Origin of the sequence: Bradyrhizobium sp. 6(2017) (assembly GCF_011058295.2) — a bacterium.
GTDB classification, from domain to species: domain Bacteria; phylum Pseudomonadota; class Alphaproteobacteria; order Rhizobiales; family Xanthobacteraceae; genus Bradyrhizobium; species Bradyrhizobium septentrionale.
In genome coordinates this window covers 4,784,661-4,798,016 of the sequence record NZ_CP049289.2, presented here as the reverse complement: position 1 = coordinate 4,798,016, position 13,356 = coordinate 4,784,661, and the positions used below count along the sequence as shown (strand labels likewise).

The 13,356-nt window shown below is 65.0% G+C and carries 10 protein-coding genes and 1 pseudogene; 8 read left to right on the top strand and 3 right to left on the bottom strand.

Annotated features, from left to right (window positions below; genetic code table 11):
• The first annotated feature begins 14 nt into the window (after positions 1 to 14).
• Positions 15 to 1,379, top strand: a complete 1,365-nt coding sequence (locus G6P99_RS22315; protein ID WP_029084362.1) for a M23 family metallopeptidase — start codon at positions 15 to 17, stop codon at positions 1,377 to 1,379.
• 69 nt (positions 1,380 to 1,448) lie between these two features.
• Here the strand turns inward: G6P99_RS22315 and G6P99_RS22310 are convergent, their stop codons facing one another.
• Together G6P99_RS22310 and G6P99_RS22305 are read right to left on the bottom strand one after the other, a co-directional pair.
• Positions 1,449 to 2,687, bottom strand: coding sequence for a DUF5666 domain-containing protein (locus G6P99_RS22310; protein WP_029084361.1), 1,239 nt, complete (start codon positions 2,685 to 2,687; stop codon positions 1,449 to 1,451).
• Positions 2,684 to 3,559: a DUF6502 family protein gene (locus G6P99_RS22305; protein ID WP_029084360.1), complete on the bottom strand. Its 876-nt coding sequence runs from the start codon at positions 3,557 to 3,559 to the stop codon at positions 2,684 to 2,686. Before G6P99_RS22305 ends, G6P99_RS22310 begins: the two co-directional genes overlap by 4 nt.
• 161 nt (positions 3,560 to 3,720) lie before the next feature.
• Between G6P99_RS22305 and G6P99_RS22300 the strand changes: the two genes are divergently transcribed.
• The 7 genes from G6P99_RS22300 (at position 3,721) to G6P99_RS22270 (ending at position 11,365) form a co-directional block, all read left to right on the top strand.
• The gene (locus tag G6P99_RS22300; protein ID WP_029084359.1) at positions 3,721 to 4,155 is read left to right on the top strand and encodes a hypothetical protein; all 435 of its coding nucleotides are present in this window, start codon (positions 3,721 to 3,723) and stop codon (positions 4,153 to 4,155) included.
• A 262-nt stretch (positions 4,156 to 4,417) separates the two neighbouring features.
• Positions 4,418 to 4,606, top strand: a complete 189-nt coding sequence (locus G6P99_RS22295) for a hypothetical protein (RefSeq protein ID WP_029084358.1) — start codon at positions 4,418 to 4,420, stop codon at positions 4,604 to 4,606.
• A gap of 17 nt (positions 4,607 to 4,623) precedes the next feature.
• Complete coding sequence (locus G6P99_RS22290; protein ID WP_029084357.1) at positions 4,624 to 6,564, top strand: glycosyltransferase; 1,941 nt, start codon at positions 4,624 to 4,626, stop codon at positions 6,562 to 6,564.
• Between the two features lie 2 nt (positions 6,565 to 6,566).
• Entirely contained in the window at positions 6,567 to 7,307 is a 741-nt protein-coding gene (locus G6P99_RS22285; protein WP_029084356.1) for an ABC transporter ATP-binding protein, read from the top strand.
• Positions 7,304 to 8,731 (top strand): glycosyltransferase family 4 protein, encoded by a 1,428-nt coding sequence (locus G6P99_RS22280; RefSeq protein ID WP_029084355.1) that lies wholly within the window; start codon positions 7,304 to 7,306, stop codon positions 8,729 to 8,731. The genes G6P99_RS22285 and G6P99_RS22280 overlap by 4 nt, the downstream gene beginning before the upstream one ends.
• A 6-nt stretch (positions 8,732 to 8,737) precedes the next feature.
• On the top strand, positions 8,738 to 10,075 hold the full coding sequence (locus G6P99_RS22275) for an O-antigen ligase family protein (RefSeq protein ID WP_051346683.1): 1,338 nt from the start codon (positions 8,738 to 8,740) through the stop codon (positions 10,073 to 10,075).
• A 492-nt stretch (positions 10,076 to 10,567) separates the two neighbouring features.
• Positions 10,568 to 11,365: a class I SAM-dependent methyltransferase gene (locus G6P99_RS22270; protein WP_029084220.1), complete on the top strand. Its 798-nt coding sequence runs from the start codon at positions 10,568 to 10,570 to the stop codon at positions 11,363 to 11,365.
• A gap of 605 nt (positions 11,366 to 11,970) precedes the next feature.
• Here the strand turns inward: G6P99_RS22270 and G6P99_RS22265 are convergent.
• Positions 11,971 to 13,205, bottom strand: a pseudogene (locus tag G6P99_RS22265) (ABC transporter substrate-binding protein).
• Positions 13,206 to 13,356: the final 151 nt, after the last annotated feature.

Below are 13,356 nucleotides of genomic sequence, written 5' to 3'. Positions count from 1 at the left end.
CCGCGGGAGTACCGATGTCGAGCCGGTCCGGTCATCACCAGGAATACCAGAAACACCATCATCCGCAGGACCATGGCCGGACGCCCGCACGCCGTCCGGCAGCGCAGCACGCCGCTCCGGCCGCAGCGGTGGCGGCCTCCGGCGAGGGCTACACCATTGTCCATGCCGGCAAGCAGGTCCGGTTCGGGCCGGTCGTGTTCTGGATCGCGGTCGGCACCGTGGTCCTGCTCGGCATGTGGTCGGCGGCGACCGCGACCTATTTCGCATTCCGCGACGACGTCCTGACCCGGCTGATCGCCCGCCAGGCCGAGATGCAATACGCCTATGAGGACCGCATCTCCGAGCTGCGCGCCAAGGTCGATCGCACCACCAGCCGCCAGCTGCTCGACCAGGAGCAGTTCGACCAGAAGCTCGACCAGATCATGAAGCGGCAGTCGACGCTTGAATCGCGCGCCACCGCGCTCGGCGCAATGCCCGATGCCACCTCCACCGGATCGATCAAGCCGCAGGGCCGCGCCGAAACGTCGCCCTCCTCCGGCTCGCCAAAACCCTCGCCGATCAGCGACACCGTGATCTTCGTGGCGCCGCCGGATCGCGAGGCGCGGCTGGAATCGCGCGCACCGCTGATCGCCAAGGCGCAGCCGAACCAGTTCGCCAAGGCCCAGGGCGTCGACAACGTCCTGGTCCGTCTGCAGACCTCGCTTGACCAGGTCGAGCGGCGCCAGGTTGCCGCGCTGTCCTCGGTCGAGGACGGCATCGAATCGCGGGTGCGCCGGATGCGCGGCGTGATCTCCGATCTCGGCCTCAACATGGCGCAACTCGAAGCGGCGACGCCGCGCTCCGGCATGGGCGGGCCCTTTGTCCCTGTGAAACTCTCTGCCGACGCCGGCGCGTTCGAGCGCCAGCTCTATCGCATCAACATCAACCGCGCCCAGATGCAGCGGCTGAACCAGACGCTGGCGCTGGTGCCCTATCGCAAGCCCGTCGTCGGCGAAGTCGAGTTCACCAGCGGCTTCGGCGTGCGCTCGGATCCCTTCCTCGGCCGGCCGGCGATGCACACCGGCCTCGACTTCCGCGCCGCCCAGGGCGATCCGGTACGCGTCACCGCCAACGGCAAGGTGGTGTCGGCTGGCTGGGCCGGCGGTTATGGCCGCATGGTCGAGGTCGATCACGGCAACGGCCTTTCGACCCGCTACGGCCATCTCTCCGAGATCGGCGTCAAGGTCGGCGACACCGTCAAGATAGGCCAGGTGATCGGCGCCGTCGGCTCGACCGGCCGCTCCACCGGTCCGCATCTGCACTACGAAACCCGGATCGACGGCGAAGCCGTCGATCCGCAGAAATTCCTCCGCGCCGGCGTCCGGCTCAGCGCGGGCTAGCTCCGTCGCTCGACAGCGATCTGAACATCGGCGCAAGCGGCCCCGCTTGCGCCGATCTCGTTTGTGGCGTCAGCGCCGGCCGCCGCCCATGCCACCCGGGGGTCCGCCGCCACCGAATCCGCCGCCCGGCCCGCCACCGCCGAAAGGTCCACCACCTCCGCCGAATCCACCGCCGGGTGGCCCAAAGCCGCCGCCGGGCTCCGGACCGGTCGATCCACCCGTGGCCGGATTGGGCGCAGGACCGCCGCCTGGCGGCAGTCCGCCCGACGAACCCGGAGGCGCACCGCCGGGACCGCCACCAGGACCACCGCCGGGTCCACCGCGCCCGCCGGGACCATGTCCTGATCCGGGTCCGCCGCCACCGGATCCACGTCCGGGCGTGCCGGGGCTCCGTACCGAGGAGCCCGGGAACTTGCCAACCGACTGCACCGATTCGACGCGCAGCTCGCGCGTGCCAGACAGCTGCGCATTGACCACCACGCGCGTATCGGCCGCCGGCGAGAAGCGCGAATGATCGCGCGCGACGAAGCCGGAGCCGAGTTGCAGATCATTGCCGACCCGCCGCACATAGGCCTCGATCAGGAGCCGGTTGGCGCCGGCGAGATCGGAGAAATCGTCGGCCCGGCTGCGCGCGACCTGCATCACGCCCTGCGCGACCTGGCCCTCGGCATAGACGCGCTGGCCGGCGAGCGCGGCGTTGACGCCGGTCAGCTTGAGATCGCCGATGCGCAACGCCCCGGAGCTATCGCGCTCGAGTGGCCCGGTGACATGCGTCGCGGCGGCGCTGTGCTGCTGCACCAGGCTCGCGACGACGACGCCGTCGGTGCGGCGCAGCCCGAACACGGCGACATGGGCGCCCGGCTTCAGCCAGCTCTCGCTGCCGCTCCAGGCGACCTTCTGGCCGAGCACCGTCAGCTCGCCTGGCTTCATGTGCTCGACCGGCCCGGTCACCTCGCTCGCTACATCGATGCGTTTGGTCGACAGCGTGCCGCCGGCATCGCGCTGCGCCACCACGCGCGCGAGCTGTCCGATCCGCAGCGCTTTCGCGCTCGCCGCCTCGCCGTCGATCCGCACCGGCACGTCAGCCGCGTAGGCGACGCGCTCACCGTTGACATATATCGAGCCGAAACGCTGGATCACGCCGACGATGCCGGTGCCGCCGATGCCCTGATCCGAGCCGGTGATCCCGGTGCCGCCGATGCCCTGGTCGCTACCGCGCTTCTTGCCCTGCGCGCCCGCGAGCGACGTTCCGGCGAGCCAGAACGCTGCAAGCAGCGCGCGGCGCGAGATGACGGGCGGGCGCTTCATGACGCGCCGCCTTCGTCCGCATCGTCATCGACCGGGCCGTCCGGGCCTTCGCGATAGATGTAGATGCCGAAATTCCAGCGATAGTCGCCGCCCTTGTCCTTGGCCAAAGCGCGGTTGGCTTCGCGGTTGGCGACCTTCAGCGCCTCCATCGCGAGCTCACGCGAGCGGCCCTCGAGCCGTTTCGCCAGCTTGGCCGACAGCCCGTCATAATGCACCGCGCGTTCGAGGAAGCGCGGCGTCGCCGACGACACGTTCATCTCGGCGGCCGCGACGTGGTCGTGCAGGTTGCGGCCGAGATAGTGCCATTTGCGGTCGTCGTCGCCATGCGGGACGAAGGCCTCCTCGACCAGCATGATCTCGTCATCGTCGTTGATGGTGACGAGCTTGCGGTCGAGCCATTCGTCCAGCACCGCGCGCGGCCGCACGTCCTTGGTGATCGATTCGACCAGCGACTCGAACGACGGCGCGCCGCCATCCGCGGTGCGCGGCAGCGGCAGCGGGTCGCCCTTCGCGTCGGTGAATTCGGGCGCGGCCAGCCAGCGCGCGATGATCGCGCTGGTGCGCGACAGCGTCGCCGGCACCGCGTTGACCGGCGCGCCGGCGCCGCGCAGCCGCGCCACCTCCTTGCGGTGGATGCCGGTCAGCAGGCTGACGCGGCTGTCGGTCTGCTCCTTGCCTTCGAGCGCGAAATCGTGCTCGGCGACGTTGACATAGAGCTCGCGCAACAGCTGGGTCAGCGCCGGAAACGTCATGCCGCCGCGGATGCAAAGTCGGACCAGCGGACGCAGCATCCGCGCCAGCGGCGAATGCAGCTTCGCTGCGGCAATCGGCGCTGACGATGCCGGTTTCGGCTTCGGGACTTTGGCATTCATGCCCAAGTTTTAGCCGTCCGTCGCGTGGGACACAATCCCACCCCACTTGACGTGTGACATTTTCCCACTTATGGGAAATAAAGTCACCTCCGGAGACAATGCGCGCTTGCGGGCGCTGACGTCACGGTGCGTGGCGCTGCGCCAGCGATACGGACCGCTCCATGACGCCTGCCCGATTCGACCTTGCGATCGCGGAAGCCTGCCGGGTCGCCCAGGTTCCATACGAGGAGTTCGTGGCGACGGTGATGGCGGGCAGCTATCCCTGCCTGCCGGGTGTTGTGCCCGGCTCGCCGCGCCGCTTCGACGAAACCGACCTGGTGGCGCTGTACATCTATGGCCGCCTGCTCGCCTTCGGTTTCGGCGCCTTGCGTGCCGGCGAATATGCCTGCCGCGCGCATGCCGGGCTCTCCGCCGAGCCGCGGGCGCTGTCGATCTCGATCGCGCTGACATCGGATGGCGGCAAGCGCGTCGTGATCGAACAGGACCTGCAGCGACCCGCGGCCGCGATGCTGCCCGAGCGGATCCATTTCGACATCGCCGCCATCCGCGGCCAGTTGCAGCCATCCGCCGCACGCAGCACGGCCGAGCCGGCCTGACGCCTGCTCCCAGCTCGTCGTGCCCGGGCATGACGATCAGTTGTCGCCTGCCGCACGCGATAGCTCTGCTCATTTCCTCGTCATTTCGCTCAGCTCGCGCCGTCGTGGCGCGACCGTGACGTCACGCGGTCGCGTCTCCCCTTCTTCAAAAAAAGTTATCCATCGCCACACGTGGGACATAATCCCACATTTTAGTTCGACGTCATTGACGTGTGAAGTTTTCCCACGTATCCAGAATCCATCCAGCAGGGAATCCGACGCAATGTCTCTTCGTTCGGTCCGCTACCCCGGTTCGCCTTGCGAACCCGGTCGGTTCGCCGCCACCACACTCCGCTTCACGCCGCAGGCGCCCTGCGGCCCGATCGAGCCGGTGTTTCCGGCGCTGCTGCGCTCGCTGGTGTTCTTCACCGCGCTAGCGCTGCCGTTCGTCGTCGCCCTGTTCGCAGCATGATCCGGATCGAGCCGCCCATGATTGTTGTCAACGCGCCGGTCCGGCGCCCCTCGGTGCTGCACATCTTCAAGGTCTACTACCCCGACCTGTTCGGCGGCACGTTGACGGTCATCCGCGACATCTGCGCCGGCCTGAAGGACACCTTCAACGCCGCGGCATTGGTCTGCTCGCGCTCCGGCGGCGAGCGGCAGATCGTGGTCAACGACGTCGCCGTCGAGCGCGTGCACTCGTTCGGCGACGTGCTGTCGCTGCCGGCCGCGCCGACCTATCCGTGGCGGCTGTGGCGCCGCATCGGCGAGCACGATCTGCTGGCGCTGCATGCCCCCTTCCCGCTCGCCGACCTCGTGTTCGCGCTCGGGCTCGGCCGTGCGCGTCCGCTGGTGGTGCACTGGCACGCCGATATCGTCTCGCACGCGGCCTTGCGGTTCCTCGTCGAACCGTTGATGCGGCGGACGCTGCGTCGCGCCGCTGCGATCATCGTCTCTGATCCGGTGCTGCTCGAGACCACGCCGCTGCTGCAGGAATTTTCCGACAAATGCCACGCCGTTCCATTTGGTGTGGACGTTGCGAAATATGACCGGCCGGCGGCCCAGCCGGATGACGTCAACGCGCGCGGCCGCCTGGTGCTCGCCTGCGGTCGGCTGGTGCCCTACAAGGGCTTTGACGTGCTGGTGCGCGCGGCGCACGCCCGCAATTTCGAGGTCTGGATCGTCGGCGAGGGCCGCGAACGCGAGAATCTGGAGCAGTTGATCCGCGACTACGGCCTGCAGGACCGCGTCCGCCTGCTCGGCTCGGTGTCCGAGAGCGAGCGCGTCAAGCTGATGCGCATCGCCGACGTCTTCGTGATGCCGTCGGTGACCAATGCAGAGACGTTCGGGCTGGTGCAGCTCGAGGCGATGGCCGCGAGCCGCCCCATCGTCAACACCGCGCTCGACACCGGCGTTCCGCATGTCGCCCGCCACGGCCTCGAGGCCATCACGGTGCCGCCGGGCGATCCCGCAGCGCTTGCCGACGCCGTCGAGACCCTGATCAACGATCCCGAGCGGCGCCGCCGCATGGGTCAGGCCGCGCGCCATCGCGCCATCACGAAATACTCAACCACAGCCTTCAAGGAGGGAGTCGAGACAGTGTACCGCAAGGTCGTTACCGACGAGGCCACCGCAAAGGACGCAGGTTCACCAGCCCCAGCCTCGCGTCCCCAAACGGCCGGTCTCGTCGGGGCGGTCCAGATCGCGGCAGCACTGGCCTGGTCCGACGTGCGCCATCGCTACGTCCGCTCCCTCCTTGGACCCTTCTGGATGTCGATCCAGATGGCCATCATGGTCGCCGTGCTCGGCTCGGTCATCGGCCATCTCTCCAACGCGAGCGCGCTGGCGCGGCTGCCGATGCTTGCGGCGAGCCTCACCGCCTGGACCTTTCTCAACAGCGTCGTGCTCGACGCCACCACCGCGTTGCAGAACTCGGCCAGCCTGATCAAGGATCGCGCGCTGCTACCGGTGGTGTTCCTGCTGCAATGTACCTTACGACAGGCGCTGTTCGCGGCCCACAATGCGGTCGTGCCGCTGATCCTCTGGCTCGCGCTGACGCCCCGCGATGTCGGCGGCGCCATCGCCGCCCTGCCCGGCCTTGCCCTCTACGTCGTCTGCACGCTGGCCCTGAGCCTCGTGCTCGGCGCGCTGGCAACACGTTATCGCGACATCAAGCCGATCATCGAATCCTCGCTGACCCTGGCATTCCTGGCCTCGCCGATCATCTGGACAGAGGAGATGATCGATCGCGGCTCCACGGTGATGCGGCTCAATCCGCTGACGCATCTGTTCGCGATCTGGCGCGATCCCTTAGCGACCGGTCACGTCGCGACGACCAGCGTGATCTACGTGCTCGCCTGCCTCGCTGTGCTCGCGGTCGCCGCGACCGTCACCGTCGCCCATCTGCGCAAAGCGGCGTTCTGGATCTAGGCATGGCAAGCATCCAGCTCCGCGACGTCTGCCTCGACTATCCGCTGTACGGCGCCTACGACTTCTCGCTGAAGCGCCGCGTGCTCGGGCGGCTGTTCCGCCAGGGCAGCGAGATGCGCACCATCCGCGCGATCGACAACATCTCGATCGATGCGAAAGCCGGCGCACGCATCGGCCTCGCCGGGCCGAATGGCTCCGGCAAGTCGACGCTGCTGCGGCTGATCGCCGGGGTCTTTCCGGCGACCAGCGGCCGGGTCGAGATTTCCGGCAACATCGTGCCGCTGCTTGGCTTAGGGGCCGGCGTCAACCTCGATTTCGTCGCCGCCGACAATATCAACCTGCTGCTGCGGATCTCGGGACGCAAGCCGACGCCGGCTATCCTCGACGGCATATGGGCCTTCACCGAACTGGAGGAACGCATGCAGCGGCTGCCGCTGCGCATGTTCTCCTCGGGCATGCTGATGCGCGTGCTGTTCGCGACCGCCACCGCCTTTCCCGCCGACATCCTGCTGCTCGACGAATGGCTCAGCGTGGTCGACGAGAATTTCTCGGCCAAGGCGGAGCAGCGGCTGCGCAAGATGGTCGAGACCGCGGCGATCGTGATCATCGCCTCGCACGACCATGCGCTGCTGCGCCGCACCTGCACCAGCATCATCAATCTCGATCACGGCCGCATCGCCAGCACCGTTGCGCTGGATGCTCCCGTCCCGCATCACCTCGAGCTCAGAGAAATCAGCGCATGACAAAGATCCTGGTCGTCAGCGAGGCGCTCGGCGAACCCAACCACAAGCGCGGCATCTTCCACTTCACGCGCGAATTGATCCGCTCGCTCGCCGGCGACGGACATCAATTGACGCTCGTCGTGGAGACCACGCGCCGCTATCGGAAACTGCGCCGCAGGCAGCAGCGGACGCGCTTGCTGCCCCAGGACTCACGGCTGATCGAGCTGCTCGCGCTCTATCGTTTCCTCGATGAAACTGACATGAACTCGCCGATCATGCGCGGCGGCCTGCGCCGCACCGTCGACTGGTTCAAGCACAAGCTCAAGGCGGCGACCTCGCTTGAATTCATCATCGCCTTCCTGCGCTCGGTTCGTCTGCTGCCTACCAGCGTCAAGCTGATCGAGAACCGGACCGAGGGCCTCGAATACATTCCGACCGATTTGCGCCATCTCGAATTGTTCGGCGATTTCCTGCTCGAGCCCGGCTTCTACAGCTATCAGGACACGTCGGCCTTGACCCGGCTGCCCCCGCCGCGGGTCGACGCGCGCGACTATGACGTCATTCTCATCGACACCCCGACCCGGGTTGCGATCAAGCGTCATCCGAGCGCCAAGGTGATCTGCGTGGTCCACGACCTGTTGCCGATCACCGATCTCAAGCTGGATGACATCGCGACCCGCCTGTTCCTGTCGCGGCTTCTAACCAGCGTGCATCAGGCCGACGAGCTCGCCTTCGTCTCGAACTACAGCATGAACCGCTTCCGCGCCCTGCTCCCGCAATATGCGCACATTCCGACGCGGGTGGTCTATCCGCGGACCTGTTTCGACGTGGCGGAAGCGCCGCTTGCGCCGGTGACCACCGCCGTTCCGGCACGGCCGAGCTTCGTCGTCATCGTCTCGAATGAGCCGCGCAAGAACCTCGCGGCCGTCATCCGCGCTTTCCGCAAGCTGCCGGAGGCTGATCTCATCGTGATCGGCTATGCCGGCGGCGCCAATCAGGCGCGCAACCAGCCGAAAAACGTCCGCTTCTCCGGCTATGTCGATGAGCACGAGAAGGTGGCGCTGATCGCGGGCGCGCATGGCCTGATCATGCCGAGCCTCGCTGAAGGCTTCGGCGTCCCGATCATCGAGGCATTTGCGGCGAATACCCCCGTACTGTGCTCCGATATTGCCGTGTTCCGCGAGGTCGCGGGCGAGCTTGCAGACTATTTCGATCCGTTCTCGACCGAATCGATCTGCGCCTCGGTGCGGCGCGTTCTGGCGCAGCAGGAGCAATGGCGCGAGCGGATCCGCGAGCGCCGGACCGAGCTCGCCGAGCGCTTCGGCCATCATACCCAGGCGCGCGACCTGCTGTCCCATCGGGCTGCCCCCGAAATCGCGGCCGCCGCCGCGGCGCTGTCCGCCGCGATGGTTACATTCCACAGCGCGACCGCACACGGCGTGTGACCGGTCATGACCACCGATTCCGACGCCATTGGTCTTGCCATCGAACCGCCGATGCGATGGCGCGACCGTGTCCGCGCCTGGCCCGGCTCGGTCGCCTACCTCCGCGCCACCGATACAATGATCGCGCTGGCCGCGGCGTCGCTGCCCTGGTCGACGACCGCGCTCGCCGTCTTCATGCTGCTGTGGCTTGTCGCGGTGCTCCCGACCATCGACTGGGAGCAATTCGTTCTCGATCTCGCACGGCCGTCCTTTGCGTTGCCGATCGCATTGGTCGCGCTCGCGCTGGTCGGCCTGGCCTGGTCGGAGGCCGACTGGACCGAACGGCTGCACGGCATCAAGCCGCTCAGCAAGCTGCTGCTGCTGCCGTTCCTGCTCGGCTACTTCCAGCGCTCGCAGCGCGGGCTCTGGGTCTTCATCGCCTTTCTGGCCTCGTGCACGCTGATGATGATCCTGTCCTGGATCGTGCTGGCGTTGCCGCAGCTCAAGCTCGCGCACACCGCGTCCGCAGGCGTGCCGGTCAAGAACTATGTCGACCAGAGCCAGGAATTCGCGCTGTGCGCCTTCGCGCTGGCGCTGCCGGCATTGACGGCGCTGCAGGCCCGGCAATGGCGCATCGCGGCAGGCTGCCTCGCGCTGATCCTGCTGTTCCTCGCCAACATGTTCTATGTCGTCTCGGCGCGGACCGCGCTGGTCTACATACCGGTGCTCCTGATCCTGTTCGCTTCGCTGCATTTGTCACGACGCGCCACGCGGCTCTTGTTCGCCGCTGTCGCCGCAGCGAGCCTTTTGGTCTGGACCACATCCCCCTATCTGCGCCAGCGTATCGCCGATGTCGGCATCGAGTATCGCGCGCACGACACCTCCGGCATCGCCTCCACCGCGCAGCGGCTGACCTATTGGCGGAAGTCGGTGAAATTCATCGCCGGGGCGCCATGGCTCGGGCACGGCACCGGCGCGATCAAGCACATGTTCACGCAGGATGCCGCCGGACAGACCGGCCTGCAGGCCGAGGTGATCAACAATCCGCACAACCAGACCTTCAATGTCGGAATCCAGTGGGGGCTTGCCGGCATCTTGTTGCTCTACGCCATGTGGTATAGCCACATCCGCCTGTTCACCGGCCGCGATCTCGTTAGCCGCGATCTCGTCACCTGGATCGGGCTTGCCGTCGTCGTGCAGAACATCACGAGCTCGCTGCTCAACTCGCATCTGTCCGATTTTCACGAAGGTTGGATGTACGTGATCGGCGTCGGCGTCGCCGGCGGCATGGCGGAGCGGGCGCGGCAGCCGGAGAAGATTTTGGCGAAAGGTGCCGCGGCAGAGGTCGTCGCATTGAAACGGTAGCCGCCGGAACGAATTGAATCCGACGAGAACGGATGCCGGACCGGCTAGCACGCGGGCTGCGGCAAAATCCAACCGGCAGCGGCAAATATTCCAGAAGTCACAATGAGTTCTCCAATGAAGAGACCGCCTCCGCCAACGACGGCTCGGGTTGCTCGGCTGGGGGGGTGGTGGTAGTGACTACCCAGAATTAGCTGAGGGGTTCCGGATGGGACTTGTTGACGAGTTGAAAGCAGCCATCAAAACGCTCCAGGCGGAAAAGAAGACCCTTAGATAATCGTCGCATGTCTATCGGCGATCTCCCCGAGCGACGCGGCAACGCGGTAGCAAAACGCACATAGATTGACCCAAATGTCATTCTCGACAGATCCGGCAGCATCAAGATTGGCGACTCCCGAGGCAATGAAAAACCTGGCGGCGAGAGTTACATTGCCAAGCGAGATGCCCCAGCCGAATCCATAGCAATGACGTCGTCAGGAGCAAGGAAAGCACATAATGGCCCCTACGCTTTCGGATATAGAAAACTACTGGCGGACTGCGGCCGAAAAGCCGGTGGATGCCGACGGCCTACGTCCGACCGCGCGCGACCCGTATCTGCAGACGGTGGTTGAAGCTTCCATCGAAAGATGGCTGGCCACCGGATCGACGGTTTTTGATATCGGCGCAGGCGATGGCCACTCGAGCGCCCGGTTCGCCAGGAAGGCACGCGAGGTATTGGGCTTCGACTATATTCCTGCCTTTGTCGAAGCCGCAAATGACATGGCACAGCGCCAGGGGCTCGAAAATCTCAGCTTTGCTCAAGCGGATGTCCTGAACCTTGAACCTGTCACGCGCCAGTTCGGTCAAGCGGACATAGCTGTTACCATTCGCTGCCTGATCAACCTGCCGACCTGGGACCTGCAGAAGCAGGCGATCAATCAAATCGCCAGCGTCGTGAAGCCCGGTGGACTTTACCTGCTGAGCGAAGGTTGGACAGAAGGTTGGGAAGCTCTAAATCGATATCGCCAAAAGGCCGGGCTGCAGGCAGTTACCGTCGTCGAGTACAATCGTCTAATCAGCAAGAAAAGCTTCGAGGACTTCGTCTCCAAGGATTTCGAGATCGTCGCATTCGAATCCGTCGGGTTTTATCTCTACATGTCTCGCGTCTATCAGGCAGCATACGTCATGCCTAACCCACCTCAGCACCGGCACGATATCAATCGCGTATCTGCCGAGCTATTTGAACAGGCGGCCACGCCGCCCGGATTTGAAGAGTGCGATTATGCCGGAGTGTACGTTCTGCGCCGGCGCTGAGGCGCCAGCGATCGTGTGCAGTGCGCCGTCGCCGATGATCCTGGCTCTGAGTAAAGCTGAGGACTGATTTCTGTCGCAGACTTGATGCGATGATTTGTGCCACCCAACCTGGGACGTTGGAGCTGAGCACGAGTGGCTGCGCTCGTCGGCCCGTTTCGAGAGATGCGACAGAACGACCCAGCGGCCCCCCCGCGAGATGCGAAGCATCTTCGCGGAGGCGGTGACAAAAAAGCCAAGTCTCGGCGGGGAGAGCACGAAGTAAGCCGTGAAACTATCGCGCAGGGAACGGGCGGAACGAAGAGCAAAGCTCGGACGACCATGTCGCGAGAATGCGAAGCTGCGTCCCCACCCACACTGTCATCGCCCGGCTCGACCGGGCGATCCAGTACGCCGCGGCCTCTCGGCTCAAACACTGCGGCCTCTGGAATACTGGATCACCCGCATTCGCGGGTGATGACACCGAACAAGCGATCTGACAGTTGAATCAGAACTCATTCCGTCATTGCGAGGAGCGAAGCGACGAAGCAATCCATCGTTCCGCAAATGCTGAGGGCTGGATTGCTTCGCTTCGCTCGCAATGACGGGAGTATCGAAAAATGCCGATCCTACCGCGTCGCGTCGTGCCCGACCTCGCCCGTGATCACGTCGCCGAACAGCTCCCAGGCCTCGCCGTTGAACCGCATCAGTTGCATCTGCTCGATCGGGTAGTAGTCGTCCGGCGAGGTGTTGACCATGATGCCCGGCAGCATCAGGTCGGAGTGGAAGTTCTTCAGGCTGGCCGCCTGCTTCATGACGTTCTCGCGCGTGAGATTGTCGCCGCACTGCTTCAACACCTGCACCATGGCCTCCGACTGCACATAGCCATAGACGCTGTTGAAATTGGCCTTGTCCCCCTCAGGATAGTATTTGTCCATAAAGCCGCGCCACTTCACGACCGCGGGATCCTTGTCCCAGGTCGGGTCGGTCGGATCCTTCAGATATTGGGTCGAGATGATGCCCTTGGAATATTCGAGCCCGGCAGGCTTCAGCACCGAGGCGACCGTGGTCGCGGTGTTGGCGAGGAAGAACTTTGGCTTCCAGCCGAGCTCGCCGACCTTGCGGATCGCCTGTGCCGATCCCTTCGGCGCCGCCCAGGAGAAGAAGATGTCGGCGCCGGAATCGTGCAGCGCGACGATCTGCGAATCGATCGAGGGATCGGAGACCTCGTAGGACTTGTCGGCGATGATCATGCCGACCTTGTCGCCGAGCCCGTCCTTCAGGCCCTTGAACTGATCCTTGCCGGCATCGTCGTTCTGCCAGAACACCGCGATCTTGCTGTTCGGGAAATTGTCGCGAATGTATTTAGCGTAGATGCGTCCCTCGCTCTGGTAGTTGGGCTGAAAGCCCATCGTCCAGGGAAGTTCCTGGGATCGCCGAATTTGGCGCCGCCCGAGGCGACGAACAATTGCGGCACCTTCTTGGCATTCATGTACTTCATGATCGCCGAATTGGACGGCGTGCCGAGCGGCTGGAAGATCAAGAGCACCTCGTCGCTCTCGACCAGCTTGCGCGCCTGCTCGATCGCCTTCGGCGGCGAATAGGCGTCGTCGTAGCTGATGAAGTTGATCTTGCGGCCGTTGATGCCGCCCTGGTCGTTGATCATCTTGAAGAACGCGGCCTCGGTCTTGCCGATCACACCATAGGACGACGCCGGGCCGCTATATGGCATGATATTGCCGATCTTGATTTCGCCATCACTCGCGCCGGGATCGTATTTCTTCTGCGCCGTGGCCGAGGTCGCGATCAGTGCGGCACTTGCGAACGCCGCGATTGCGCCAATATATCCGAGACGAGCCGGCATCGTTTTCTCCCCGATTTTTGTCGTTGGTTTTGGCGGCAAGTCTCGCAAGAGACGCATGTGCTGGCAAGCGCCGGGTATTTCCGTTGGGCGAAACGGCATTGTTGCCTGGCGCTATTTGTGATTGAAGGTCGATCTGGGGCTCACGAGTCGA

Bases quoted from the DNA above. Each gene is read 5' to 3' on its own strand.
- G6P99_RS22315 (WP_029084362.1), top strand. From the start codon at position 15: ATGTCGAGCCGGTCCGGTCATCACCAGGAATACCAGAAACACCATCAT.
- G6P99_RS22310 (WP_029084361.1), bottom strand. From the start codon at position 2,687: ATGAAGCGCCCGCCCGTCATCTCGCGCCGCGCGCTGCTTGCAGCGTTC.
- G6P99_RS22305 (WP_029084360.1), bottom strand. From the start codon at position 3,559: ATGAATGCCAAAGTCCCGAAGCCGAAACCGGCATCGTCAGCGCCGATT.
- G6P99_RS22300 (WP_029084359.1), top strand. From the start codon at position 3,721: ATGACGCCTGCCCGATTCGACCTTGCGATCGCGGAAGCCTGCCGGGTC.
- G6P99_RS22295 (WP_029084358.1), top strand. From the start codon at position 4,418: ATGTCTCTTCGTTCGGTCCGCTACCCCGGTTCGCCTTGCGAACCCGGT.
- G6P99_RS22290 (WP_029084357.1), top strand. From the start codon at position 4,624: ATGATTGTTGTCAACGCGCCGGTCCGGCGCCCCTCGGTGCTGCACATC.
- G6P99_RS22285 (WP_029084356.1), top strand. From the start codon at position 6,567: ATGGCAAGCATCCAGCTCCGCGACGTCTGCCTCGACTATCCGCTGTAC.
- G6P99_RS22280 (WP_029084355.1), top strand. From the start codon at position 7,304: ATGACAAAGATCCTGGTCGTCAGCGAGGCGCTCGGCGAACCCAACCAC.
- G6P99_RS22275 (WP_051346683.1), top strand. From the start codon at position 8,738: ATGACCACCGATTCCGACGCCATTGGTCTTGCCATCGAACCGCCGATG.
- G6P99_RS22270 (WP_029084220.1), top strand. From the start codon at position 10,568: ATGGCCCCTACGCTTTCGGATATAGAAAACTACTGGCGGACTGCGGCC.